Genomic DNA, 26,214 nt, shown 5'->3' with positions numbered 1-26,214 from the left:
GCTTTTTTCTAACGTATCTTTATTTATCTTGAAAGTGCGATAGATATTTTTGCATTTCATCAGGCGGCACCATGCCACCCCCGGTAGCCCATATTACATGATTTGCTTGCTGCAACTGCTCAGCTGTTAACTGGTGTAAAGCCAAGTAATCAGGACTAGTCTCTACATAATACGGCCCCATCATGCCTGCTACCGCAGAAGGCTCAAGCTGAATATTCTCAGTTTGATTTAAAAGCGCAATGAGCTCATATAAACGTTCATCGTGAATGGTGTAATAGCCATCAATTAACTGTTGCATAGCACGCCCGACAAAACCTGAAGCACGCCCTACCGCAAGCCCGTCTGCCGCAGTAACGTTATCAATGCCAATGTCATTAACTGAAATCTGATCATGCAAACCTGTGTGGACACCAAGTAACATGCACGGCGAATGTGTGGGTTCTGCAAAGATACAATGTACATGCTCACCAAAAGCCAGTTTTAGTCCAAAACTCACCCCACCAGGCCCACCACCGACGCCACAAGGCAAATAAACAAATAATGGGTGTTCAGCATCGACTTTAATTTGGTTTTGCTCAAATTGCTGTTTTAGGCGTATTCCTGCAACGGCATAACCTAAAAATAATGTTGTTGAGTTTTCATCATCAATGAAAAAGCAGTGTGGATCTTGCTCTGCGGCTTTACGTCCCTCTTCAACAGCTACGCCGTAATCACTGGCATATTCTACAACGTTAACGCCGAGTGAACGTAGCTTGTCTTTTTTCCACTGTCTAGCATCAGCCGACATATGAACAGTTACTCTAAAGCCGAGTTTGGCGCTCATAATGCCAATAGAAAGCCCAAGATTGCCCGTAGAACCTACTGCAATTCGATACTTAGAAAAGAATGCCCTAAATGAATCCTGATCTAATTTACTATAATCATCTTCTGGTTTGAGTAACCCTGCCTGCATGGCAAGTTTTTCAGCATGTGTGAGCACTTCATAAATACCACCACGTGCTTTAATTGAGCCTGAAATAGGTAGATGACTATCCTTTTTCAGCCAGAATGTTCCGTTAAGCTGTACTTGTTTTGCTGAAGAAAGTGCTTGTTGCATATGAGCAATTTCAACAATATCTGATTCAATTTTTCCATGTTGTGCTTGAGTTTCAGGAAATACTTTTGCCAAATAAGGTGCGAAACGCGCTAGTCTTGCTTCTGCTTCACTTACATCTTTAGCGGTTAGTCCAACTTTTTCTAAAGCTTCCTTTAAAGGATATCGATGAGGTGTAAACCAAAATGTTTCTTGATAGGCTTGAAGTGTTTGAATAAGTGGAAATTGTTGTTTTAGCTGATGTATTTGAACCGCATTCATAATATATCCTGATATAAAATTTTAAGCCCAGCCTATAAAGCTGTTTGATGACCTATAACAACTTATTAATTTATAGATGAATGTACATGAAAAATAGTCTCAACTTTAAAAACTAAACAAATAAAAAAGCCACTGTGAACAGTGGCTTTAATTTTTTTAAATGCGTTTATACAAACTGTAAGAATAACCAGTACAAACCACCTGACAAGCAGATTGTTGCAGGAAGAGTAAATACCCATGCAGAGAGTATTGTCTTCACGGTATTAAAGTTTAAACCTGATTTATTCGCGACCATCGTACCCGCAACAGCACTGTTTAAAACGTGTGTTGTTGAAACTGGCATACCTAAACCATCGGCAGCTGCAATTGTACTCATTGCAACAAGCTCAGCAGACATCCCTTGACCATAAGTCATGTGGTGCTTACCAATACGCTCACCTACAGTCACAACAATACGTTTCCAACCCACCATTGTGCCTAGACCAAGTGCTAAAGCAACAGCCACTTTTACCCAAGTCGGAATGTATTGTAAGAATGAATCTAAGCTACTACGGTATTCTTTCACGAGCTTTTTCTGTGAGTCATCCATTTTTGGTAAAGCATCTGCTTTATCCAAACGCTTAAACGTGGTTGTACTCAAATACATGTCATTACGAATTTCGCTAATAGCAGCTTCAGGAATATCTTTTAAGTTGTTATAGCTAGAAACTCGCTCCCCCAAGTGATCAGTCATACTTGCCAATGCAGGCACAACTTCTGGAGTTTGCTGTTTAGTTTGAATATATTTAGTCAAAATAACACGTGCTTTTTCATCGGTTAATTCTGGCTGATTTTGATTCAAAAATACGGCAGTTTGAGAAGAAAGCTGATGGAATGATTGAACTTGCTGAGTATCAAGATTTTTATTTAATGAATAAGCCAACGGCACCAGACCAACCAAAATCAGCATGATGAGTCCCATACCCTTTTGACCGTCATTAGAACCATGTGCAAAACTCACACCTGTACAGGTAAAGATCAAAATTGCACGAATGATTGCTGGTGGTGGTTTATTCCCTTCAGGTGGCTGGAATAATTCTAATTGGCGTTTAAAAATAGTTTTAACCAACAAGAATACAATCGCTGCAAAAGCGAAACCAATTAAAGGTGAAAATAATAATGCCTTACCGACTTTAATCACCTGATCCATATCAACACCACTGGTCGTTACGCCAGTCGATGCACTCAATAGATGGTTCATAATGCCCACACCCAAGATTGAACCAATCAAGGTATGTGAGCTAGATGCAGGAATACCTAAGAACCAAGTACCCAAGTTCCAGAGAATCGCAGCAATAAGAAGCGCAAAAACCATTGCGAAACCTGCACCGCTACCCATATTCATGATCAATTCAACAGGTAACAATGCAATAATGCCGTAAGCGACTGCGCCGCTTGCAACCATTACCCCAAGGAAATTACAAAAACCAGCCCACATGACTGCAACCGGTGCTGGTAAAGCATTGGTGTAAATCACTGTTGCCACTGCATTTGCAGTATCGTGGAAGCCATTTACAAACTCAAAGCCTAAAGCAATCAAGAGTGCAGTTGATAAAAGAATAACTGAATAAAGACTCAAAGGTGGTACATGTGCTAAATCAGCACTCACCTGAAATCCAATATAAATAAGTGTTGCAACAATAATCGTCAGAAACACCGGCATAAAAAATTTAGGTGTCGGGACATGTACATTCGTCGATTTGACTTGCAGGTTTGCCGCAAGTTTTGAATCCGAAACAGGGGGTAGATTAGAATTCATGCAGACGGTAAGAGGATAAAAAAATCCTCTGTATTCTTAAATTAAATTATGACAATTATATGACAAAGCGGCGCCTGATGAAGTCAATTTTTCACATTTTGACCTCATTTGATGCACCTTTCCTCTATGATTTTTATTTTTTTATTTAAATACAATAATTTACATAAATCCCCACCCATCTATTTTATGACTATTTTTGAAGCAAAAATATCTAAAAAATTACCTAAACGTCTACTTTTTAAACACTACAACTGTCATAAAACCGAATATTGGAGATGAAATATTTCAATATCATGATCATTTTATGAATATTTGATGAAAAAACACCCTCTTGTTGTTCGAAAACACTTTTTTACGACTAATTTACGGTGAATGGTGGGTCGTTATAGGTCATCAATTGCGCAACTATTCTGTTACAATAGCGCCGCATTTTTAAATTCATATAAAAGATCGGGGTTTTCTATGTCTACGCTTGCCACCCTAAAAGCGCTTCTTGCTAAACGCATTCTGATTATTGATGGTGCAATGGGAACTATGATCCAGCGCCATAAATTGGAAGAAGCCGACTACCGTGGTGAGCGTTTTGCCGATTGGGCACATGACTTAAAAGGTAACAATGACCTTTTGGTTCTGACCCAGCCTCAAATCATTCAAGGTATTCATGAAGCTTATCTTGATGCTGGTGCAGACATTATTGAAACTAATAGCTTTAACGGCACGCGTGTTTCAATGTCTGACTATCATATGGAAGATCTTGTTCCAGAGATTAACCGTGAAGCAGCACGTTTAGCTAAAGCAGCTTGTGAGAAGTATTCGACTCCAGATAAACCGCGTTTTGTCGCAGGTGTCCTTGGGCCAACATCGCGTACTTGTTCAATTTCACCGAATGTAAATGACCCTGCCTTTCGTAACATTACTTTTGATGAGTTAAAAGAAAACTATATTGAAGCGACTCATGCGCTGATTGAAGGCGGTGCAGATATCCTTTTGATTGAAACCGTATTTGACACATTAAACTGCAAAGCTGCAATTTTTGCGGTTAAAGAAGTCTTTAAACAAGTTGGTCGTGAATTACCAATCATGATTTCAGGGACCATTACCGATGCATCGGGTCGTACCTTAACAGGTCAAACTGCGGAAGCGTTCTGGAACTCTGTACGTCATGGTGACTTACTATCGATTGGTTTTAACTGTGCGCTTGGTGCAGATGCCATGCGTCCTCACGTAAAAACCATTTCCGATGTAGCAGATACCTTTGTTTCAGCGCACCCAAATGCGGGCTTACCAAATGCTTTTGGTGAATATGATGAAACGCCAGAACAAACTGCAGCATTCTTAAAAGAATTTGCAGAAAGCGGCTTAATCAATATTACTGGTGGTTGCTGTGGTACAACACCAGACCATATCCGCGCGATTGCCAATGCGGTAAAAGATATTGCGCCTCGTCAAGTTCCTGAAACTGTACCTGCATGTCGTTTGAGTGGTTTAGAACCATTTAATATTTATGATGACTCATTGTTCGTTAACGTGGGTGAACGTACTAACGTTACAGGTTCGAAAAAATTCTTACGCTTAATTCGTGAAGAAAACTTTGCCGAAGCTTTAGAAGTGGCACAGCAGCAAGTTGAAGCTGGCGCTCAGATTATCGACATTAACATGGATGAAGGGATGCTCGATTCGCAAAATGCGATGGTGCATTTCTTAAATCTTGTGGCTTCTGAACCAGATATTTCACGTGTGCCAATCATGATTGACTCATCAAAATGGGAAATCATTGAAGCTGGCTTAAAATGCGTACAAGGTAAACCCGTTGTTAACTCAATTTCTTTAAAAGAAGGTTATGACGAGTTTGTAGAAAAAGCTCGCCTGTGCCGTCAATATGGTGCTGCGATTATTGTCATGGCATTTGATGAAAAAGGTCAGGCCGACACTGCTGAACGTAAACGTGAAATCTGTAAACGTTCTTATGATGTTTTGGTTAATGATGTCGGCTTCCCTGCTGAAGATATTATTTTTGACCCAAACGTATTTGCAGTAGCAACAGGTATTGAAGAACACAACAATTATGGCGTCGATTTCATTGAGGCCACAGGTTGGATTAAACAAAACTTACCGCACGCTATGATTTCTGGTGGTGTGTCGAATGTTTCGTTCTCGTTCCGTGGTAACGAGCCTGTTCGTGAAGCCATTCACTCTGTGTTCTTGTACCATGCCATCAAGCAAGGCATGACCATGGGTATTGTGAATGCTGGCCAAATGGCAATTTATGATGATATTCCAGCCGAGCTAAAAGAAGCTGTTGAAGATGTCATCTTAAACCAAAACCAAGGTGAGTCTGGTCAGGCGGCGACTGAAAAATTGCTTGAAGTGGCTGAAAAATACCGTGGCCAAGGCGGTGCTACAAAAGAAGCCGAGAACCTTGAATGGCGTAATGAATCTGTAGAAAAACGTCTTGAATATGCGTTAGTCAAAGGTATTATCACTTACATTGATGAAGATACCGAAGAAGCTCGCCTCAAAGCCAAACGTCCTTTAGATGTAATCGAAGGCGCTTTGATGGACGGTATGAACGTGGTTGGTGACTTGTTCGGTTCGGGCAAAATGTTCTTACCACAAGTTGTGAAATCTGCACGTGTTATGAAGCAAGCTGTGGCTTGGCTCAACCCGTACATTGAAGCTGAAAAAACAGGTAGCCAATCTAAAGGTAAAGTCCTGATGGCAACTGTTAAGGGCGACGTACACGATATTGGTAAAAATATTGTAGGTGTAGTACTCGGCTGTAATGGTTATGACATTGTTGATCTTGGCGTGATGGTCCCTTGCGAGAAAATCTTACAAACTGCAATTGATGAAAAATGTGACATCATCGGCTTGTCAGGTCTGATTACTCCATCTTTAGATGAGATGGTATTTGTTGCGAAAGAAATGCAGCGCAAAGGCTTTAACATTCCTTTATTAATTGGTGGTGCGACTACTTCTAAAGCACACACTGCAGTAAAAATTGATCCTCAGTACCAAAACGATGCTGTGATTTATGTTGCCGATGCTTCACGTGCGGTGGGTGTTGCAACCACTCTCCTTTCGAAAGAAATGCGTGGAAACTTTATTGCAGAGCACCGTGCTGAATATGCCAAGATTCGCGAGCGCTTAGCCAACAAACAGCCAAAAGCTGCAAAATTGACCTATGCTGAGTCAGTTGAAAACGGTTTTAAAATTGACGAAAGCTATGTACCACCAAAACCAAATCTTTTAGGAACACAAGTTCTCACTAACTACCCTCTTGCAACCATTGTAGAGTATTTTGACTGGACACCATTCTTCATTTCTTGGAGCTTGGCAGGTAAATTCCCGAAAATTTTAGAAGATGAAGTGGTCGGCGAAGCTGCAACAGATTTGTATAACCAAGCTCAAGCGATGTTGAAAGATATTATCGACAACAATCGTTTTGATGCTCGTGCCGTATTCGGTATGTTCCCTGCACAGCGCACTGATGCAGACACAGTGAGCGTATTTGATGAAGCTGGTCAAAATGTTACGCATACTTTTGAGCACTTACGTCAGCAATCTGACAAAGTGACAGGTAAACCAAACTTGTCTTTGGCAGATTATATTCGTACTGACCGTGAACAACAGGACTACTTAGGCGGATTCACTGTATCGATTTTTGGTGCAGAAGAACTGGCAAATGAATACAAAGCTAAAGGTGATGACTACTCTGCAATTTTAGTTCAGTCATTGGCAGACCGTTTTGCTGAAGCTTTTGCCGAACACTTACATGAACGCATTCGTAAAGAGTTCTGGGGCTATAAAGCGGATGAACAGCTTAGCAATGAAGAACTGATTAAAGAGAAATATGTCGGTATTCGCCCTGCACCGGGTTACCCTGCTTGCCCAGAGCACTCTGAAAAAGCGGTGTTGTTCGACTGGTTAGGTTCTACCGACAAAATCGGTACTAAACTGACTGAACACTTTGCAATGATGCCACCATCTTCGGTGAGTGGTTTCTATTATTCTCATCCACAAAGTGAATACTTTAACGTGGGTAAAATCTCACAAGACCAACTTGAAGATTATGCAAAACGTAAAGGTTGGACACTGGATGAAGCGAAGCGTTGGTTAGCGCCGAATTTAGATGATTCGATTGTTTAAAATCAAAATAAATCCATTCATTCCCGCTTGTTCGGGAATGAATGGATTTATTTAACTTAATTGAACTCTTACTTTATGTTTATCTCATATCGACATGAAGTATGCGACTAACCCTGCTAGGTTTTTTAAAAATTAAAACTTTCTGAGGTATAATTTCAATATAATTATTTTTTATATTCTTGGCAGATACAAATCTACCAACATTCTCAGAATTCCCATCTGGAGCCGTATAAAAAAATTTAATATAAGACTGGTTTGTATTTAATAATCGTTTAAACCGTTTGGCGGCATCTATAGTACGTATATAAAATAGTCCATCTTTATCTTCTACTTCCCAATAATCATTCAATAACAAGCTCCCATAACTTGCAGCCTCCGAATGATTTAATACAATATCCGCAGACCACACACATCTTGTAATTTCAACATACTCTGAACAACCTCTAAAATTAAAATTAAGTTTAGAAAATAATCCAAGATTATATAGGAGTGATAATGATTTTTTATAAAAAATCATTCCTTGATGACGTTTATTTTTATTAAAAAATACAACACCTTCTGGAGTTTTGGTGACAGCACTAAATACGTAAATTGCGTCTGGCTTAGTATATGGAGAATATAAGCATGATGCCAATAAAAAACTTAATAATAAAATGCATATATTTTTAATTAAACTCAATAGACCGCCCTCATTTAATATAATTATAAAAATAAAAGTTTATACCATAAAAAATTTTCATTTAATAATAGAATATATATAAAACAATCCTATATACTCCAATCAACCCTATAAATATTTAATATTTTGAAAATTCTATTTGTATTTAACAAACAAATATACATTAAATAAAAATAAAATTCACCTCAATTCTGTTAAAATTAAAATTTTAAATATTCTTAGCTACCTATTATATTTTATTATTGAATTTAAACAAAAAATCCCCCAACTTTTAATATTAGGAGATTTTAAATAATCTATTTTGGATTCTATCCTAAACAGAAATTAATCTACTTCAAATGTGACTTAATCTTCTCTTTAACTGCTTCAGTTGAAATACCATATCGATCATGCAAAGTGGGTAATGCGCCTGCATCTAAAAATGCATCTGGCAAACCAATCATGTCAAAACGAGGATGTTGCCCATTTCTTAGAAGTAGTGAGCCGACAGCTTCACCTAAACCACCAATCACTGAATGATTTTCGGCAGTTAAAACAGAACGGCCACCTTTTGCGACTTCGGCCAAAATAGTTTGTTCATCTAAAGGCTTAATGGTAGGCACATGCAGCACAGAAACCTCAATGCCCTCTTTTTCAAGCTCTTCGGCTGCCTCAAGCGCACGCATGGTCAATAAACCAGTCGAAATAATGAGTAAGTCTTTACCGGGTTTAATCACCTGTGCCTTACCCAATTTAAACTGGTAGTTGTATTTATCGAGCACTAATGGAACCTGACCACGCAATAAACGCATATATACGGGGCCATTATGCGCGGCAATCTGAGGAATCGCCTGTTCTATTTCCAAGGCATCACATGGATCGATAACCATCAAGTTCGGCATAGCGCGGAAAATTGCAATATCATCCGTTGCCTGATGACTTGGGCCGTAGCCCGTGGTTAACCCCGGAAGTGCCGCCACAATTTTGACATTCAGGTTATCCTCTGCAATTGCCATACAAATAAAATCGTAGGCACGGCGTGATGCAAACACGGCATAGGTCGTCGCAAAAGGAACAAATCCTTCACGAGCAAGTCCTGCTGCTGCACTCATCAAAAGTTGTTCTGCCATGCCCATTTGGAAAAACTTGTCTGGGTTTTCTTTAGCAAAAATATGCAGGTCTGTATATTTTGATAAATCTGCTGACAAACCTACGATATTGTCACGCTCTTTTGCCAAGGCATTCAGTGCATGTCCAAATGGTGCTGGTTTGGTCGGTTGGCCCTCGGCAGCAATAGAAGCAATCATTGCCGAAGTGGTTAGTTTTTTCTTAGGGGGATTAGCTAACTGGCTCATGGTGTATTCCTTACTGTCCGTAGTGGGTCAAAATATTTAAAGCATCATCCCATTCATGTTCATCAACACGAATAAAGTGTGTTTTTTCGCGGCTTTCCAAGAACGACACGCCTTTACCCATTTTAGTGTCACAAATAATGACGCGTGGGCATGTACCTTTATGGTTTCGCGCTTGATCGAATGCTTCAAGCAAAGCTTCCATGTTGTTGCCATCTACACGTTGGGTGTACCAACCAAATGACTGCCAACGATCAACAATTGGCTCAAACGCTAAAATTTCGCTGGAGTGCCCATCTGCCTGCTGATTATTCACATCAATAATCGCAATCAAGTTATCTAGTTTCCAATGAGAAGCAGACATTACGGCTTCCCACGTTGAACCTTCATTTAGCTCCCCATCGGACAGTAAGTTATAGACAAAAGCATCTGATTTTTTCTGTTTCAGTCCTAGACATGCACCAACTGCAATTCCAAGACCATGACCCAATGAGCCACCTGTAATTTCCATACCGGGTGTATAGGAAGCCATGCCCGACATTGGTAACCGACTGTCATCGGCTCCGTAGGTTTCAAGCTCTTCAAGCGGAATAATTTTTGCTTCAATTAAGGCTGCATAGAGTGCAATTGCATAGTGCCCAATAGAAAGATAAAAACGGTCACGGCCTTCCCATTCAGGGTTTTCTGGCTGATATTTCATCGCATGAAAATAAGACACGGCGAGCAAATCTGCTGCACCTAAAGCTTGTCCAACATAGCCTTGGCCTTGTACTTGCCCCATACGTAAAGCATGTTGGCGAATGTGGTAGGCACGTTGTTGCAACTCGGCAATTTGGCCTGCTTTATCAACATTTAACATTGTCATTTACTATTCCTTATTAACGATTGACCAGTTTTGCCGGAACACGCAGAACCAAACTGGCACCGAAAATTAATACTGCTGTGATTAAGAACATGCCGATTGCATTTGAACCTGTGTTGGTAGTGACCCAACCGATTAAATAAGGTGAGCAAAATCCTGCAAGATTGGCGAAGCTATTCACTGCTGCAATACCTGCCGCTGCGGAAACACCACCCAAAAAGTTGGTCGGTAACATCCAGAATAAAGAGGATGCCGTCAGCACACCTGAGGCTGCGATGCAAAGGCAAATTAAAGAGAGCATTAGATTTGAAGCGAATAAAGTCGCAAATGTGAGTGCTATAGCGCCTGCACACATTGGAATAATTAAGTGCCAGCGGCGTTCTTGGAAATGGTCACCACTACGCCCTGCCAAAATCATGACCACAATGGCACACATATAAGGCAGGCTTGTGAGCAAACCTATATGCCAGTTATCACTAATGCCCGAGTTACGAATGAGAGTTGGTAGCCAAAATGTAATGGCGTATTGCCCCATCACGACACAAAAGTAAATACCTGCCAATAGCCATAAGCGTTTATCTGCGATGAACTCTTTGACGCTAGCATGACCTTCTTTGTGCTGGTTATCCTGAGCAAGCTCTTGCTTCACCAAGTTCTTTTCGTCTTGGGTTAACCAGTTGGCGTCTTGAACCGAATCTTTTAAAACAGCAAGTACAAGTAAGCCGACAATCACTGTGGGAATAGCTTCGATCACAAACATCCACTGCCAGCCAAACCAGCCATGTACGCCGCTCATTCGGTCCATGATTAAGCCTGAAAGTGGTCCACCAATCATTCCCGAAATTGGAATCGCGATAAACCAAAGAACTGTCATGCGTGCGCGGCGGTAAGATGGGAACCAGTAAGTGAGATAGAGCAATAAACCCGGAGCTAGCCCAGCTTCGGCGACTCCCAGTAAAAAACGTAAGGTGTAAAATTGCCATTCGGTTTGAACAAAGGCAAAACAACCTGACAAAATGCCCCATGTAATCATGATACGGGCAATCCAACGTCTTGCGCCTACCTTGTGAAGTACAATGTTACTTGGTACTTCACAGAGGAAATAACCAATAAAGAAAATCCCTGCGCCTAGACCATATACAGCTTCACTAAACTGTAAATCGCTCATCATTTGGAGCTTGGCAAAACCCACGTTTACTCGATCTAAATAGGCACAAAAATAACAAAGCATTAAAAATGGCATGAGCCGAAATGCAATTTTTCGATAGGCAGATTTACGAACCGCCGTATCTACTTCAGATGAAAATACTGTATCCATCATGCGAATCCCTTTACATTTGGCCACAGTATCCTCTTGTGACCATCATTCTATTTTTAGTTTTGAAATAGTGAGCGATTAATGAATCAGCATGCCACCATTTACATCGAGTGTGACACCAGTTAAGTAAGCTGACAGATCACTTGCCAAAAATAATGCTGCATTTGCAACATCTTGCGCTTTACCTAAGCGGCCGAGAGGAATACCTGCCAAAATGTCATGACGACGGTCATCATTCATTAAACCGCCAGTAATATCAGTCTGGATTAGACCGGGAGTAAGAGAATTTATACGGATCTGATCGCCACCAAACTCACGTGCCATCGCTTTTGCCAGACCTAATACACCTGCTTTGGCAGCGCTATAGTGTGGCCCGCCAAAAATACCACCACCGCGCTGCGCTGAAACTGAAGATAGGCATACAATGCTTCCACCACCATTTGCCTTCATGGATGGAATAACAGCTTGCGACATAATCAGTGTTCCGCGTAGGCTAACATCTAAAATGCGGTCATAGTCATTGCGCTGGATTTCGAGTGTTTTAACTGGCTGAGTAATACCAGCATTGTTAATTAAAATATCAATCTTGCCATAGTGCTGTAGCGCTTGTTCAACAGCTACTTTGACCTGTTCTTCGTTCGCAACGTTTGCAGCAAGACCTAAATGTCCTTCACCAAGTGCCTTTGCAGCGTTTTGGCTTTGAGCAAGATCTAAATCAACAATAATGACTTTGGCACCCTGTTGTGCAAAGATTTCTGCGGTTGCTCGCCCAATTCCACGTTCTGATGCTGCACCAGTAATTAATGCCACTTTTCCTTGTAGTAACATGTTCAATCCTCTTTTACGCTTTATATCCTGAGTTCTGACTTAGAATCTCTTTTTTCACAAAGCCCAGCAATCAGCTCGAATTCAACAAGGCATGAAAAAAATTCATGCCTATGCTATTTTTAAATAAGTTTTAGGGATAAAAACGGATCATTTCATGGATAGTAGTGAAAACAATTTCAACCAGATGCCCTCAATTAAAACATTACAGGCTTTTGAACAAACTGCCCGTTTCGGCAATGTTGCCAAGGCAGCCGAGCATTTGAATCTCACCCCTTCAGCAGTAAGTCATCAAATTGCTAAGCTTGAAGAAATGATTGGGCAGAGTTTATTTATTCGTGGTGCTCGTGGTGTGACGCTTACCCCTTCTGGCGAACGCTATTTTCAAGATGTCACGACCATTTTGCATAACCTCATGTTAGCCACGGAAAAAGCTGCTGATAAAAGCCCTAAAGACAGTTTATATATTCATTCATCTCCAAGTTTTGGTTTGCTCTGGTTACTGCCTCGCCTTGAATCATTTAAAGAAAAATTTCCAATGATTCAGGTCAATCTGTCGTGTTCTTATGAAAATTTGCACTTTACTCGCGACAAGATCGACATTGATATTCGTCATGGTTTGCCCAACTGGACAGGGGTAGAAATCAGAACGATTCGTAATGAAAAGCTAGAAGTACTTGCATCCCCCAAACTACTTGAACGTAGTCCAGTAAATAAACCTCAAGATTTATTAAAAAAAGAACTGATTTTATCGCGCTCAACCTTAGTTACTTGGCCCCAATGGTTTGCCCATCAGGGTTTAAGCATTCCTGAATTTCCCTACACTTTGAGTTTTGACCGCTCTTATATGTCACTTGAGGCGGCCACACACGGGTTAGGTTTTGTTTTGGAAAGTAATTTGCTTACTCAAAATTACTTAGAATCTGGAAAGTTGGTTAGAGTTTTTGCAGATGAGCTATCGATTCCAATCTCTGCTCATCATTTGGTGTATCCACGAACGCATCAATTTATTCCTAAAATTGAACTGTTTTTAAACTGGATTCATGATGAGTTAGCGGATTGAGAAAGTAATTATTAAATGATTTGAATTTGCTCAATTCTTAAGTGATGCGTCATCTCTCGAATAAATACAAAGTAGGTAAAAATATAAAGCTCATCTGGGGCTACTTGGTTTGTGTAGTAACTCAAACGCTCAATAAAACTATTAAAACCATGCTCAAGCTCAGTACGGCTGATTTGCTTTTTAGCACTAAAAAATAACTCACTGAGTTGTGTCATGACTGCATCAGATGTAACAGCTACACTACTTATATTTAGATTTCTGAGGGGATTTGACTCGATGATTTCTTCAATAAAATAAATCATCTTTTCGATAGCAAGCTCATCAATAACACCATCGCTGACACTTTTTGAATTAACAAAACCTAAGCACTGCTCATGGTGAATGTGTTGGCTGTCTACATCAAACGAGAGACTATTTAGACCAAGTGAAAATTTTAAAACCGATTCGGGATGATTCATAAAAATAGCCTATCGTCGAATTTTGCGCATAAGATTAATTTCTTTATAAGCCTAAATTGAACCAATTTTTCCAATATTTAACATTAACTACTCGATTATTATTAACACTATATATAATAAAAACCTCTTTAAAAAGATGAAAAATCAATCTTATATTCATCCAGTCTTACTATTACAAAATAGAGTATAAGCATGAAAAAATTAGCAATTTTAGGTGTTACGGTTTATAGCTTTGCACAACTTACCAATGCAGCAACGTTAAATGTAAAACCATATGGTACGACTCAAAATGGCCAAAAAGTTGATTTATACACCATGAGCAATAACAAAGGCGTCTCTGTATCTTTTATTAGTTATGGTGGTGTAATTACACAAATTTTGACTCCCGATGCACAAGGTAAACAAAATAATATTGTTTTGGGCTTTGATGATCTAAAAGGTTATGAAGTCACTGATACCAAGGAAGGCATTCATTTTGGCGGATTAATTGGTCGTTATGCGAACCGTATTGGCAATGCTAAATTTAACTTAGATGGAAAAACGTATAACCTTGAAAAAAATAATGGGCCAAATTCATTACATAGCGGTAATCCTGGTTTTGATAAACGTGTTTGGCAAGTTAAGCCCCTCGTTTCTAAAGGTGAAACCGTTAAAGCTTCTCTTAAGTTAACCAGTCCAAATGGCGATCAAGGTTTTCCCGGAAAATTAGATGTAGAAGTGATCTACAGTCTTTCAGATCAAAATGAATTCCAAATCGAATATAAAGCCAAAACTGATCAACCGACAGTCGTCAATCTCACCAACCACAGTTATTTCAACTTATCAGGCGCTGGCAATAACCCTTATGGCGTGCTAGATCATATTGTACAACTCAATGCAGACCGTATATTGGTAACCGATCAAAACTCTTTACCCACAGGTGAAATAGCTTCGGTTGCAGGTACACCTTTTGATTTTCGGACACCTAAAGCAATTGTGAAAGATATTCGAGCGAATAATCAGCAATTGGCCTATGGATATGGCTATGACCAAACTTGGGTAATTAATCAAAAGTCTCAAGGGAAACTCAATCTTGCAGCTAGTGTGGTTGATCCAAAATCTAAACGGACCATGCAGGTTTTAACTACTGAACCAAGCGTTCAAATGTATACAGCCAATCATTTATTAGGAAATATTGTTGGCGCAAATGGTGTGCTCTATCGACAAGCAGACGCGCTAGCATTAGAAACACAGCATTTTCCAGACAGCCCTAATCAACCATCCTTCCCTTCTACACGTTTAAACCCGAATCAAACTTATAACAGTGTTACCGTATTTAAGTTTGGTGTTCAAAAATAGTCTTTTCAATGAGGCTATGTTCATATTAAAAAGACTCTCAGCTAAGTATGGCTGAGAGTCTTTTCATTTATTTTACTTTTGTGTTGGGTAAAAATGCAGTTGCAAAACCAAGTAATGGCAACAATGAACATAAACCAAATACCCATTCAATGCCATTAATATCCGCTAAATGCCCTAACCCAGCTGCGGCAATACCACTTACCCCAAACATAAGACCAAACATAAGACCTGCAATCATACCCACACGGCCCGGAACAGCTTCTTGTGCGTAAACCACCATTGCAGCAAAAGCAGACGACAACACTAAACCTGCAATAATTGAGAAAACTGTTGTCCAAAATAAGTTTGCATACGGCATCATTAATGCAAACGGTGCCATACCAATAAATGAAACCCAGATCACTGCTTTACGGCCAATTTTGTCACCAATTGGGCCGCCTGCAAATGTACCTAAAGCAACGGCTGCCAAAAAGGCAAACAAATGCAACTGAGCTGTTTGAATACTGATATGGAACTTTTGAATTAAGTAAAAGGTAAAGTAGTTACTAATGCTAGCAATGTAGGTAAATTTGGCAAACATCAACACACTAATTGTGCTCAAAGCAATAATCAGCTTACGGCCATGCAATTTAGTATGTACTTGGGTAGCACGTGCAACCACCTGACTTTTAGCATGGCTCACTGTCCAACGGCTTACACCAAATAAAACCCAAATCGCTAAAAGCGCAAATATCACCAAGCCCGCAACTGCATGCTGTCCAAACGGGACAATTAGTAAAGCTGCCAACAATGGACCAATGGCTGTACCGGTGTTTCCGCCCACCTGAAAAGTCGACTGCGCTGTACCGAAGCGCCCGCCCGATGCCATTCGTGCCACTCGTGAAGCTTCTGGATGAAAGGTTGCAGACCCTACCCCAATCAACGCAGATGCACATAACAACACAGCAAAACTTGGTGAAAATGCTAACAAGATAATGCCGCAGAATGTGACAACCATTCCGAGTGGTAGAAGATATGGTTTTGGATGTTTATCGGTATAAAGTCCAATCCAAGGCTGTAGCAGTGAACCTGTAATCTGGTATACAAACGAGATTAGGCCAACCTCCGCAAAACTCAGCGAAAAGTTTGCTTTTAGCATTGGATAGATGGCTGGTAGCACCGCCTGAATTAAATCATTCAGTAAATGTGCGACTGCCACGGCGCCTACAATTTTAATAATCATTCCTTGAGGCTGATCATTTGCAACGGTATTGGCAATACCATCTTTCAATTGTATTGAAGACGTCATACCTGAAAAACTCCAATATTTTTAAATGAGATGCTTATTGTAAATTGTCGCTTATAAAGTTATCTTCCAATAATCATCGTATAAGTGACAATTTTTAGGATAGTTTATGTCCGATTCTCTTATTCAGTCTGATTTGTCTGAACTTGTGATTGGGCTATCTTCTGAGCATTCTTACCGAGAAATCACGCCTACCCATACGCATACACGTGCGCAGTTTTTATATGCCTCTACTGGAACTATTCAGGTTTTTACTCCTAATCATGTGTGGATTGTGCCACCCATGTGCGCGTTATGGATTCCAGCACATGTAGAGCACAGCGTGATTTCACTGAGTCATGTTAAGTTAAATACGGCATTGGTTGAAGTAAATGCAGCAGCTTTAATGGGACAACATTGTTTTATTATTCGGGTAAGCAATCTGTTGCATGAGCTTTTGATTCGTTTAAATGAAATTGAACGAGAAGACACTCCAAATACAGCAACCTCTCAAGAGCTTTCCCGTTCTTTACAAATTTTGATTTTTGAAGAAATTCATCGAGCCAATTTGTTGCCCATTCAGATTCCGTGGCCGAAAGACAAAAGACTCTTAAAAATTTGCCAAGAGTTATTACATACGCCTGACAGTTCAAAAGATTTAACAGATTGGGCTGATGATATTGGTGCGAGTTCTAGAACCCTAATGCGTATGTTCCAAAAAGAAACTGGGCTGTCATATCGGGCATGGTTACAACAAATGCATATTGCACTTGCCTTAAGTAAAATCGCGAATGGTGAATCTATTGCTCAAATTTCAGAGTCACTGGGGTATACAAACCCCAGCGCGTTCAGTGCGATGTTTAAGCGACATCTAGGAAAAACACCTCAGCAGTTTAGAAGTGCCGCGATGTCGCTATAAGTCTTTTTTTTTGCAGGTAGGTCATGCTTTTCGAGCAAATCATCGAAATCATGATAGACATGCAGTTCTCGATCTTTACCAGTTCTGGCATGGTCTAAGCGCTGTTCAGGGTCGACTAAAACAAGAGTATGGCCGTCATCAATCAGACGATCTACGCCTTCTAAAAACATACGTTTACCCACATCGTGGATAAGTGAAATCTGGGTTAAATCAATAACGATCGTGCTTTGGTCAGTTGTCTCGTCTTGTAAAATACGCAACAACATTTCAGCTTCGGTAAATTTCAATACGCCCCGAAGCACATACACACTTAATGATGCATCTTTTCCTGTACGGTAATGACTTTGTACAATGGTCTGGGCAGAAGGTGTACCTTCCATGAGATGTAATCCCATGTCACGAGATAATCGTTCTAAAATATCGATACCTCGAACACTATGACCATGCTCATCTAGTCGAGGTGAAAAAGCAGCAATACTGACCTGCCCCGGTAGCACACCCAAGATACCGCCTGCTACACCACTTTTAGCAGGAATACCTACAGTTGAAAGCCAGTCACCCGCTGCATCGTACATACCACAGCTCATCATGACACTGAGGACTTGTCTAACTACAGATCGATTTAATAGGCGCTTTCCAGTTCTAGGATCGACCCCGCCATTAGCAAGTACACTGCCCATACGTACCAAGTCTTTAACTGTAACCATGATCGCACATTGACGAATGTAACCATTCACAATATCGACAGGGTCAGTTTCCAAAATCCCCACCGTACGCAACATATAACCGATCGAAAGATTACGGTAGGCTGTTTTGACTTCCGAATCATAAACAGACTCATCAAAACTTAATTCACGACCAGCAAGCTCGCTCATAAAACGGCGTAGAATTTCTGCGCTATGTAAACCATGCTTGACCTGAATCAAGGAATGTACAGTAATTGCGCCAGAGTTAATCATCGGATTTTTTGGACGACCATCTTTACCCAATGAAATTTCATTGAAGGCTTCACCAGAAGGCTCTACCCCTACTTTCGCAAGTACTGCATCAATGCCAAGCTGTTGTAAAACATAAGCATATACAAATGGTTTAGAAATTGATTGTATGGTGAATTCAACATCATCATCGCCGACCGAATAAATTTCACCATCTACCGTAGACATTGCTAAAGCTAATCGATTTGGGTTTGCATTTGCCAACTCAGGAATATAATCGGCGAGATGACCGCTGTTATCGATGTCACAGGCTTCAATAACATTTGCCAAATATTCTGGGAGAGGGGTTTTCATGGTTAGTAACCTTAAATGAGGAGATTTACAACATCGCGCAAAATTTCAGCACAACCTGCTGATAATATTAAAATTATATCTTTTGTAATGAGTTAAAAAACACGATATAAGTATTTTAATTCCGTTGTCTTATTTATTTCAAGCTCATTATAGGTTTTTCAAAACTTTAAACAGAAGATTAGCTTATTCTTTCTACGAACAAGATCCCATTTAAATGATCGACCTCATGTTGAACAATACGAGCAGGAAAACCATGGAAAATCGTTTCCACCGTCTCGCCCTGAAGTGTTAAATATTTCACCTTGACCATTTCTGCACGTTCAACTTGTCCACGCTCATCCGGCACACTTAAACAGCCTTCTTCACCTAAACAAACTTCGTTTGAGAACTCTAAAATTTCAGGATTCACCATGACCACCGCTTCCATTTCAGGTGCATCTGGATAGCGTGGATTTGGTCGAGAAGCCACAATAATGACGCGTTTAGAGATGTAAACTTGCGGTGCAGCAATCCCTACTCCATTACGCTCAAGCATTGTTGCATGCATAGCGTCAGCAAGCTGATAAAGCCAATTACTGTTTAACTCATTTACAGAAACGGGAGCCGCAATTAGTTTTAAAATATCTTCGCCACGCTTCGCGACAGGTAAAACCACACTCATCCTTTGACTCTCTCATTAAACTGGCTATGACAAGTTTTATTGTGTCGCTGAACAAGCCAAAAGAAAAGCTATTCCTACATCTGTTTTTGTTTCATCTAAAGCGTTTTTTTGTTTTAAAGCTTTTTGTTCTGAGTAAGTCCAATCGACGTTGCTATATAGAACAAATTTCCTCCATTTACTTTTACTTCACTTTTCCATTAATATCCAAACTTCAATTACAACAATTAAGTAAAAAATGGATCAGGAATTAACTTTGCAGGATGCGAACTATCTTAATAAAGAAGATAAACGAACCCTCGCCCTTTCTTCATTGGGTGGAGCTTTAGAGTTTTATGATTTTGTGATTTATGTATTTTACGCCAAAATCATTTCCGACCTCTTTTTCCCCAGCACACTTAGTCCGTTTTGGGCCATGCTCAACACTTACGGTATTTTTGCAGCAGGTTATTTTTTTAGGCCCTTAGGCGGGGTTGTCATGGCCCATTTTGGTGACTTAGTCGGGCGTAAAAAACTATTTTCGCTTTCTATTTTACTGATGGCACTGCCTACCCTATTTATCGGGATATTGCCTACCTTTGAAAATATCGGATATTTGGCACCCCTACTTTTATTACTCATGCGTGTAGTACAAGGTATTGCGATTGGGGGTGAAATTCCAGCCGCGTGGACATTTGTGTCTGAACATGTACCTGAAAGAAAAATTGGGCTAGCAAACGGTTTACTCACCGCTGGGCTGTCTTTAGGAATTTTATTGGGTGCACTGATGTCTTTATGGATTTCACTGAATTTTAATGAAGGACAAATCTATGACTGGGCATGGCGTATTCCTTTCATTGCAGGTGGTATTTTTGGTCTGGTTGCACTTTATTTACGAACTTATTTAAAAGAAACGCCTGTGTTTAAAGCCATGCAGGCCCGTAAAGAAATTTCTAAAGAAATGCCTGTAAAACAAGTGTTAAAAACGCATAAAACAGCCGTTGCAATTGGCATGTTATTTACATGGTTTTTAACAGGCTGTGTGGTGGTGGTGATTTTAGCCATGCCAAATTTATTAACTGGTACGTTTGGCTTTGAGCGCGCACAGACTTTTGAAATGCAAAGTGCCGCGATTGTTATGCAAATGGTCGGTTGTATTTTGGCAGGCTATTTTGCTGACCGTTTTGGTTGTGGCAAAGTCATGATGTTTGGTGCGCTTGCCGTAGCACTCACAGCAGCAGTTTTTTATAACAGTTTAGGACATTCTGCCAATTCAACTATTTTTGGTTTATATATGTTGTTGGGTCTATGCTCTGGTACTGTCGGCATGGTGTCGAGCAGTATGGTTAAAATGTTCCCCGCACCTGTTCGCTTCTCGGGCATTTCATTTTCATATAATTTGTCATATGCGATTGTTGGTGGTATGACCCTGCCTTTAGTGCATTGGCTCAGTCAATATAGTGATATTGGTGCGATGTATTATATTTTCGCACTGACCATTTTGGCCTTTGTGACTGCCTTTGTGTTTTGGAATAAGTTTGAAAAAAACAGGTATTAAAAATTTTCACTTATTAAATAAAAAACCACGCCAATTGCGTGGTTTTTTATTGCAGCTTACTTTAGAAAGTAAACCCGATATTAAAGTTAATACGGTATAGCCACTTATCACTATTTGGTGAAGTGGCAGAAGTATACCCTGTTGAGTTGGTCGAGCCACCAATGATGTTGGAGTTTTTACCCCACGTATAATCTGCCCAAACCATAAATGGTGAAGCAATAAACATCATCCCTGTGGTGTTCATTTGCGAATCTGACCAATCATCACGTTTTTTATCGAGATAACTATAGTCATTATAAAACTTAATGGCTTTTAGCTTACCCATATTGGTGACAGGCAACGTATAGGCAAGATTTAAACTGGCAATCGTACCTTCCGAAGCAATGAAATAAGCAGGCGTAAGGCCATTCGCTCCCATCAAAGTCATATCACTATTTACACCATCCGGATTTTTAGCATCGTATTGATAGTGAATGACCGAACTTTGTAAGTTAAAGCGCTTATAGTTGTTTTCGGTATGCAAACCGACTGCATAATATTTGCCGTCTTTATCGGTAATATCATTATGTAGCTGGGCAATTGCACCCGACACGCCAAACTCTTGTTTACCGAAATCAGTTTCTAACTTGCGAACAATGCGGGTATTCACCTGATTACGCTTTTCATTTTGATAGGCTTTTTGAGATGGAAATGCATTTCCTGCCAAGTCATCATAAGTTGCACTTTCAGGGGAATAACGCAGGTTCGTCTCTAACATTTGAGGATAATAACCGAGTTTTACATCCCAATCTTTGTTGTGATAATTCCAGTTGATCCCCGGTGCAATGTTATTGCCATAACCTAAAAAGAATGGAATGTGATAGGTCCAGCCATTTTGTGGATAAGGATAAATCGTAAAAGGTTTATAGACCAGACCTGCTTCAATGCTGTTATTGGCATTCAGGTTATAGCCAACATATGCTTTTTCAATGGATGTTTTCTGTTGGTCTTGAACCATATAGCTAGCATTAATATAGGCATCATCAAACTTACCTTTGAGATCTACCCTAAAAATATCAAAATGGAGCTTACCAAAACCACGGTTTGGCCCTTCCCAATCTTCATAGCGTTGATTTAACCGAACCACCCCACCTAACTTTAATGAGTCGGTGCCATCATCACTTTTCCATTCAAGCAATGAATCTTTTGCAAATGCATTGACGCTTACCCCCAGCGTAAGCGGTGCAATGAATGCCATGATCAATGAAGTCTTTTTCATCTCTACATCCTTGATTGAGTTCCAACGTCCTGCTGGAACTTTATTTGTTTTACCTGTAAAACTTCGTTTTTATTGTTTTTTAGATAAAAAAATTTATCTAAAAAAAGGATGGCTTAGCAGCTCCCATCGCATATGTACTAAACCATCCAAACTGGTTAATACAGTTTCTTTTGCGGTGGACCCGCGAAGTTTAATGGTCCAATCGAGTTCATATCGAGCTCAATTACGGTTGGCCCTTCAAAAGCGACAGCCTCTTGAATAACTGTTTTAAACTCTTCTGCACTGCCAACTTTCCAGCTCTTCACACCCATTGATTCGCCAAGAAGTTTGTAGTCAGGTGTATGTAATTCATTGAAATACTGACGACCACCAAAGTAGTTATTTTGAATGCCACGCATTACGCCATAACCACCGTCATTCATAATCATTAAGACCATGTTGGTGTTTTCTTGCACCATGGTTGCAATTTCACCAATACCCAGCATTAAACCGCCATCGCCGACTAAACCAATTACTTTTTTGTCAGGGTTAGCAACTGAAGCTCCGATTGCTGTTGCAAGGCCTAAACCAATTGCACCCGCGAGTGAGTGGATGTTTTGGTTTGGTGCTTGTACAGGGAATAAACGACTGCCCCATGTACTACCCGACATGGTGATGTCACGTACAAAAATGCCGTCTTGAGGTAAAGCTGCGCGCAAGTGATCACAAATTAATGCGTACTGATCGATTTGTTTACGCAGTGCATCAATTGCAGCCTGTTTAGCAGCCACTACAGCAGCATCGTAATCGGCATCAACTTTTGAAGTCCCCTGAAGCTGTTCCAACACACGTGTTAAGACATCTTTGGCATCACCACAAATGAAGTTGCGGATTTTGTAATTACGTTGCTGAGCCACTGGGTTGGCATCCACCTGAATAATGTTTTCAGGGAATTCAACCGAATAAGTTTTAGTTTCATTACTACGTAAACGAGAACCCACCACAACCATTAAGTCGGCATCTTTTAATAACTGCTCAACACCTGCTGAGTTATGGAAAGCACCCAAACTACGTGGATGATCATCTGCCAACACCCCACGACCATGTGTAGATGACACAACAGGAATACCTAAATCTGCAATTGCTTTAACTTCGGCAACGCTATTTAAAGTTCCACCGCCAATCCAGAAAATCGGACGTTTTGCTTTTTTGATTTCACTGACAAGATGGTCAATTTCTGCTTGCTCTGCCTGTGGTAACTCAAGTGCTTTGACTGGCCCTAAGTTAAGTGGCAAATCAATTTCTGCTGCCTGCACATCAATCGGCAGCTCAACACTTACCGGACCCATTGGAACTGTGGTTGCTACACGGATGGCTTCACGTATTACACCAACAGCATTGTCTGGGCTGGTAATACGGAACGCCGCTTTGCTTGATGCGCGCAAGAATGTAAGTTGGTCTTTAGTTTCATGGATGAAGCTTGCATCACGGTCGAGATATTCACGCTCAACTTGACCTGTTAAATGCAATACAGGGCTACCCGCATTAATTGCTTCAATGAGTGAACCCACCGCATTACCTGCACCAGCACCCGTACTGGTTAACGCTACCCCTAGGCCTTTAAAGCGTGAGTGTGCATCTGCCATAGTAACCGCACCCGCTTCACCACGAGCTGCGACAAAGCGCATTTTTTCACGGCGCCCTACCGCATCGGCAATAGGTAAATTGTGGATGGAAATAACACCATAAATACTATCAACTTGGTGCGCTTCTAAAACTCTTGCGATTGCTTCGCCTACATTTACACGTTCAGTCATGTCTGTTCCTCAAAATTTGTTTTCAGTCCTTGAATTTATTAATCGCACCAAGGGTTAGGCTGTTCATTCAGCCCCATATAAATACTTTTTTGTTGCATGTACGATAAAATGCCCAAACGGCCTTTCTCGCGCCCAATTCCACTATCTTTAAAGCCACCAAACGGCGCACTAATCGAGAATTTTTTGTAGGTATTAATCCATACCGTTCCAACTTCTAATGCACGTGCAATACGCCAAGCTTTACGGTAGCTTTCAGTCCAGATGCCTGCGGCAAGACCAAAACAACTGTCATTGGCTTGGGCAATTAAATCTTGCTCGTTGTCATATTTCATAACGACTAAAACAGGGCCAAAAATTTCTTCCTGACAGGTTTGAGCACTGTTATTTAAGCCCGTGATAATGGTCGGTAAGTAATAACTTCCTTTGGCATAATCACCAGTCGTAAGTGCCTCACCACCAATCAGAACCTGACCACCTTCGCTTTTAGCAAGTTGCACATAGCGATCAACTGACTGCAAATGTTTGTCATTGACCAGTGGTCCTAAATGCACGCCTGCCTGTTCCGGATGGCCCACACGTAAGCCTTTGGTAATTTCAACCAAACGCGTTAAAAACTGATCGTAAAGACTGCTATGAATAAACAAGCGAGAACCTGCGATACACGCTTGGCCTGCCGAGCTAAAAATACCGTAAGCCACACCTTTAGCAGCCAGTTCGACATCTGCATCCGGTAAAACGATGGTGGGTGACTTACCACCCAACTCAAGTGAAGTGGTAATGAGTTTGTCAGCGGCAATGTGTGCCAAATGACGACCTGTAGTTGTGCCACCTGTAAAAGAAATTTTACGAACCAATGGGTGCTGAGCAATTGCATCACCAATTACAGAACCACGCCCCACTAACACACTGAGTAAACCTTTTGGCAAGCCAGCTTCTTCAAAAATTTTGGCAAGCTCTAAAGCAATCAGTGAAGTTGCTTCTGCTGGTTTTAACACCACGGCATTTCCTGCTGCCAAAGCTGGAGCAAGCTTTTGAACTTCACTCGCAATTGGAGAGTTCCAAGGGGTAATGGCTGCCACAACGCCCACGGGTTCATGCACACTCATGGTCATGAAGTCTGGGGCACGCTGAGTGGTGAGCTCATCATTCATCGTTTCACATGCCGCCGCAACATAGCGTGCAGTTGCCGCCGCGCTCATCACCAAGCCACGGGTTTCAGTTAAAGGCTTACCGTTATCGCGGGTTTGTAATTTTGCTAATTCGTCTACACGCGCTTCAATAATTTCTGCAACTTTGTAGAGAATACGTGCACGTTCATGCGGCAAGCTGTTTCTCCAGCTCGGTTGACGCCAAGCCTGATCTGCTTTTTCAATTGCCTCATTTACATCATCAAGCGTTGCTGTTGAAAGCTCAGCGTTTACCGACTGATCTGCCGGAAACAGGCTTTGAATGACTGCACCACGGCCTAAACGCCATTCACCTGCAATATAAATTTCCTTTGCCATGATCAAATCCTTCTTAAATCTGTATTGCTTCTACACTATTGCGACAAGCACGAATCACGCTAAGCGCAGCCAAAGTTGATGTTTTCGGGTTACTTGGCAATGGCACACCCACCAGTTCAATAGTCATTTGTCCAAAGCCACCTTCTGCCACAATGGTGTGTTTGTTTTTGTTGATGGTTGGATCAACAGTTAACTCAACCATGGTTTCATCCATTCCAAGCCCTGCAAGCGCAATGGTTGCTGCAACGTTGGCATTGGCCGGAAATTTCATGGCAGCTTCACGGGCAGTTCCTGTAAAAAAGACCGTAGGTTCTGAAACATGGTCTAAATCGACCAATTGCTCTGCATAACTGCCCTTCCAGCTTTTTGGACTTTTACAGCCTTTGTAAGTGACCTTTTGCAAACCACCTTCTTTGGCCGCAGAAATACCGTCAATGCCTGCGATAGCCCCTGCCAGTAAATGCAGATGGGCATCATTTTTTTCGGCAGTTTGTTTAAGCTGAACCAAAAACTCGCTATCAGCCAATGTACCCACCGAAATCAGACCAATGGTCCAGCCTTTCGCTAAAACTTTTTGAGCATGCTCTTTCACTGCTGCTTGACCTGCCACTTCAATGACATAGTCTGGCGTACCATCGCATTGCTCAATATCTGAAATCACCTGAATCTCGGAGGAGACTTGTGACTGCACTTTTTCAATACTGCGAGATGGCACGACAATCCATTTGAGTTGCAGATCTTGAGGCAAGTGGGCATACACTTCTGCTGCCATTGCGCCAAAACCAATCATCATCAACTTTTTCATGACAGCAC

At 40.9% G+C, this 26,214-nt stretch carries 20 protein-coding genes; 5 read left to right on the top strand and 15 right to left on the bottom strand.

The genetic code is table 11. From position 1 onward, the window contains the following. Positions 1–19: 19 nt before the first annotated feature. Both ACTJJG_RS08560 and ACTJJG_RS08555 read right to left on the bottom strand, forming a co-directional pair. Entirely contained in the window at positions 20–1,354 is a 1,335-nt protein-coding gene (locus ACTJJG_RS08560; protein ID WP_372552569.1) for a D-serine ammonia-lyase, read from the bottom strand. A gap of 166 nt (positions 1,355–1,520) precedes the next feature. Beyond that, positions 1,521–3,152, bottom strand: coding sequence for an inorganic phosphate transporter (locus ACTJJG_RS08555; protein WP_032055079.1), 1,632 nt, complete (start codon positions 3,150–3,152; stop codon positions 1,521–1,523). A gap of 462 nt (positions 3,153–3,614) precedes the next feature. Between ACTJJG_RS08555 and metH the strand changes: the two genes are divergently transcribed. Further along, a complete protein-coding gene (metH, locus tag ACTJJG_RS08550; protein WP_372552568.1) occupies positions 3,615–7,301 on the top strand; it encodes a methionine synthase in 3,687 nt (1,228 codons plus the stop codon). A 79-nt stretch (positions 7,302–7,380) separates the two neighbouring features. On the opposite strand, the gene ACTJJG_RS08545 is transcribed toward metH, so the two are convergent. The 5 genes from ACTJJG_RS08545 to ACTJJG_RS08525 form a co-directional block, all read right to left on the bottom strand. After that, on the bottom strand, positions 7,381–7,980 hold the full coding sequence (locus ACTJJG_RS08545; protein ID WP_017387128.1) for a hypothetical protein: 600 nt from the start codon (positions 7,978–7,980) through the stop codon (positions 7,381–7,383). 329 nt (positions 7,981–8,309) lie between these two features. After that, positions 8,310–9,314 carry a transketolase family protein gene (locus tag ACTJJG_RS08540; RefSeq protein WP_032056859.1) on the bottom strand — a complete coding sequence of 335 codons (1,005 nt, stop codon included), beginning with the start codon at positions 9,312–9,314 and terminating at the stop codon, positions 8,310–8,312. Positions 9,315–9,324: 10 nt separating this feature from the next. Then, on the bottom strand, positions 9,325–10,170 hold the full coding sequence (locus ACTJJG_RS08535; RefSeq protein ID WP_080631221.1) for a transketolase: 846 nt from the start codon (positions 10,168–10,170) through the stop codon (positions 9,325–9,327). Between the two features lie 19 nt (positions 10,171–10,189). Further along, positions 10,190–11,491 carry an MFS transporter gene (locus tag ACTJJG_RS08530; protein WP_069120006.1) on the bottom strand — a complete coding sequence of 434 codons (1,302 nt, stop codon included), beginning with the start codon at positions 11,489–11,491 and terminating at the stop codon, positions 10,190–10,192. 78 nt (positions 11,492–11,569) lie between these two features. Further along, entirely contained in the window at positions 11,570–12,319 is a 750-nt protein-coding gene (locus ACTJJG_RS08525; RefSeq protein WP_069120008.1) for an SDR family NAD(P)-dependent oxidoreductase, read from the bottom strand. A gap of 184 nt (positions 12,320–12,503) precedes the next feature. On the opposite strand from ACTJJG_RS08525, the gene ACTJJG_RS08520 reads away from it, so the two are divergent. Continuing rightward, positions 12,504–13,379, top strand: a complete 876-nt coding sequence (locus tag ACTJJG_RS08520; RefSeq protein WP_081037658.1) for a LysR substrate-binding domain-containing protein — start codon at positions 12,504–12,506, stop codon at positions 13,377–13,379. Positions 13,380–13,390: 11 nt separating this feature from the next. Here the strand turns inward: ACTJJG_RS08520 and ACTJJG_RS08515 are convergent, their stop codons facing one another. Beyond that, a complete protein-coding gene (locus ACTJJG_RS08515) occupies positions 13,391–13,837 on the bottom strand; it encodes a hypothetical protein (protein WP_440608922.1) in 447 nt (148 codons plus the stop codon). Positions 13,838–14,029: 192 nt separating this feature from the next. Here ACTJJG_RS08515 and ACTJJG_RS08510 point away from each other — a divergent pair, with 192 nt between their 5' ends. Then, complete coding sequence (locus ACTJJG_RS08510; RefSeq protein ID WP_069120013.1) at positions 14,030–15,175, top strand: aldose epimerase family protein; 1,146 nt, start codon at positions 14,030–14,032, stop codon at positions 15,173–15,175. 67 nt (positions 15,176–15,242) lie between these two features. Here ACTJJG_RS08510 and ACTJJG_RS08505 read toward each other — a convergent pair whose 3' ends face one another. After that, positions 15,243–16,463 carry an MFS transporter gene (locus ACTJJG_RS08505; protein WP_069120016.1) on the bottom strand — a complete coding sequence of 407 codons (1,221 nt, stop codon included), beginning with the start codon at positions 16,461–16,463 and terminating at the stop codon, positions 15,243–15,245. Between the two features lie 106 nt (positions 16,464–16,569). Between ACTJJG_RS08505 and ACTJJG_RS08500 the strand changes: the two genes are divergently transcribed. Further along, complete coding sequence (locus tag ACTJJG_RS08500; protein WP_005075440.1) at positions 16,570–17,358, top strand: AraC family transcriptional regulator; 789 nt, start codon at positions 16,570–16,572, stop codon at positions 17,356–17,358. On the opposite strand, the gene ACTJJG_RS08495 is transcribed toward ACTJJG_RS08500, so the two are convergent. Together ACTJJG_RS08495 and def are read right to left on the bottom strand one after the other, a co-directional pair. Next, positions 17,325–18,647, bottom strand: a complete 1,323-nt coding sequence (locus tag ACTJJG_RS08495; protein ID WP_114259783.1) for a glutaminase — start codon at positions 18,645–18,647, stop codon at positions 17,325–17,327. The two genes, ACTJJG_RS08500 and ACTJJG_RS08495, sit on opposite strands and share 34 nt — an antisense overlap. A gap of 178 nt (positions 18,648–18,825) precedes the next feature. Beyond that, the gene (def, locus tag ACTJJG_RS08490; RefSeq protein WP_069119735.1) at positions 18,826–19,308 is read right to left on the bottom strand and encodes a peptide deformylase; all 483 of its coding nucleotides are present in this window, start codon (positions 19,306–19,308) and stop codon (positions 18,826–18,828) included. Between the two features lie 235 nt (positions 19,309–19,543). On the opposite strand from def, the gene ACTJJG_RS08485 reads away from it, so the two are divergent. After that, a complete protein-coding gene (locus ACTJJG_RS08485; RefSeq protein WP_069119733.1) occupies positions 19,544–20,842 on the top strand; it encodes an MFS transporter in 1,299 nt (432 codons plus the stop codon). Positions 20,843–20,903: 61 nt separating this feature from the next. Here the strand turns inward: ACTJJG_RS08485 and ACTJJG_RS08480 are convergent, their stop codons facing one another. The 4 genes from ACTJJG_RS08480 to ACTJJG_RS08465 form a co-directional block, all read right to left on the bottom strand. Beyond that, entirely contained in the window at positions 20,904–22,100 is a 1,197-nt protein-coding gene (locus ACTJJG_RS08480; RefSeq protein ID WP_069119731.1) for a hypothetical protein, read from the bottom strand. A gap of 155 nt (positions 22,101–22,255) precedes the next feature. Then, the gene (locus tag ACTJJG_RS08475; protein ID WP_069119729.1) at positions 22,256–23,896 is read right to left on the bottom strand and encodes a thiamine pyrophosphate-binding protein; all 1,641 of its coding nucleotides are present in this window, start codon (positions 23,894–23,896) and stop codon (positions 22,256–22,258) included. Between the two features lie 38 nt (positions 23,897–23,934). Further along, a complete protein-coding gene (locus tag ACTJJG_RS08470; protein WP_069119727.1) occupies positions 23,935–25,401 on the bottom strand; it encodes an aldehyde dehydrogenase in 1,467 nt (488 codons plus the stop codon). A gap of 13 nt (positions 25,402–25,414) precedes the next feature. Then, positions 25,415–26,206, bottom strand: a complete 792-nt coding sequence (locus ACTJJG_RS08465) for an aspartate dehydrogenase (protein WP_000735782.1) — start codon at positions 26,204–26,206, stop codon at positions 25,415–25,417. Positions 26,207–26,214: the final 8 nt, after the last annotated feature.

The sequence above is a fragment of the Acinetobacter sp. 22512 genome (genome assembly GCF_052044755.1).
Classification (GTDB): Bacteria; Pseudomonadota; Gammaproteobacteria; order Pseudomonadales; family Moraxellaceae; genus Acinetobacter; species Acinetobacter pittii.
This window is presented reverse-complemented; position numbering and strand designations above follow the sequence as displayed.

Coding starts and splice junctions, on each gene's coding strand:
- ACTJJG_RS08530 (WP_069120006.1), bottom strand. CDS start 11,491: ATGGATACAGTATTTTCATCTGAAGTAGATACGGCGGTTCGTAAATCT.
- ACTJJG_RS08470 (WP_069119727.1), bottom strand. CDS start 25,401: ATGGCAAAGGAAATTTATATTGCAGGTGAATGGCGTTTAGGCCGTGGT.
- ACTJJG_RS08480 (WP_069119731.1), bottom strand. CDS start 22,100: ATGAAAAAGACTTCATTGATCATGGCATTCATTGCACCGCTTACGCTG.
- ACTJJG_RS08555 (WP_032055079.1), bottom strand. CDS start 3,152: ATGAATTCTAATCTACCCCCTGTTTCGGATTCAAAACTTGCGGCAAAC.
- ACTJJG_RS08465 (WP_000735782.1), bottom strand. CDS start 26,206: ATGAAAAAGTTGATGATGATTGGTTTTGGCGCAATGGCAGCAGAAGTG.
- ACTJJG_RS08525 (WP_069120008.1), bottom strand. CDS start 12,319: ATGTTACTACAAGGAAAAGTGGCATTAATTACTGGTGCAGCATCAGAA.
- def (WP_069119735.1), bottom strand. CDS start 19,308: ATGAGTGTGGTTTTACCTGTCGCGAAGCGTGGCGAAGATATTTTAAAA.
- ACTJJG_RS08475 (WP_069119729.1), bottom strand. CDS start 23,896: ATGACTGAACGTGTAAATGTAGGCGAAGCAATCGCAAGAGTTTTAGAA.
- ACTJJG_RS08520 (WP_081037658.1), top strand. CDS start 12,504: ATGCCCTCAATTAAAACATTACAGGCTTTTGAACAAACTGCCCGTTTC.
- ACTJJG_RS08515 (WP_440608922.1), bottom strand. CDS start 13,837: ATGAATCATCCCGAATCGGTTTTAAAATTTTCACTTGGTCTAAATAGT.
- ACTJJG_RS08560 (WP_372552569.1), bottom strand. CDS start 1,354: ATGAATGCGGTTCAAATACATCAGCTAAAACAACAATTTCCACTTATT.
- ACTJJG_RS08540 (WP_032056859.1), bottom strand. CDS start 9,314: ATGAGCCAGTTAGCTAATCCCCCTAAGAAAAAACTAACCACTTCGGCA.
- ACTJJG_RS08505 (WP_069120016.1), bottom strand. CDS start 16,463: ATGACGTCTTCAATACAATTGAAAGATGGTATTGCCAATACCGTTGCA.
- metH (WP_372552568.1), top strand. CDS start 3,615: ATGTCTACGCTTGCCACCCTAAAAGCGCTTCTTGCTAAACGCATTCTG.
- ACTJJG_RS08485 (WP_069119733.1), top strand. CDS start 19,544: ATGGATCAGGAATTAACTTTGCAGGATGCGAACTATCTTAATAAAGAA.
- ACTJJG_RS08495 (WP_114259783.1), bottom strand. CDS start 18,647: ATGAAAACCCCTCTCCCAGAATATTTGGCAAATGTTATTGAAGCCTGT.
- ACTJJG_RS08535 (WP_080631221.1), bottom strand. CDS start 10,170: ATGTTAAATGTTGATAAAGCAGGCCAAATTGCCGAGTTGCAACAACGT.
- ACTJJG_RS08500 (WP_005075440.1), top strand. CDS start 16,570: ATGTCCGATTCTCTTATTCAGTCTGATTTGTCTGAACTTGTGATTGGG.
- ACTJJG_RS08510 (WP_069120013.1), top strand. CDS start 14,030: ATGAAAAAATTAGCAATTTTAGGTGTTACGGTTTATAGCTTTGCACAA.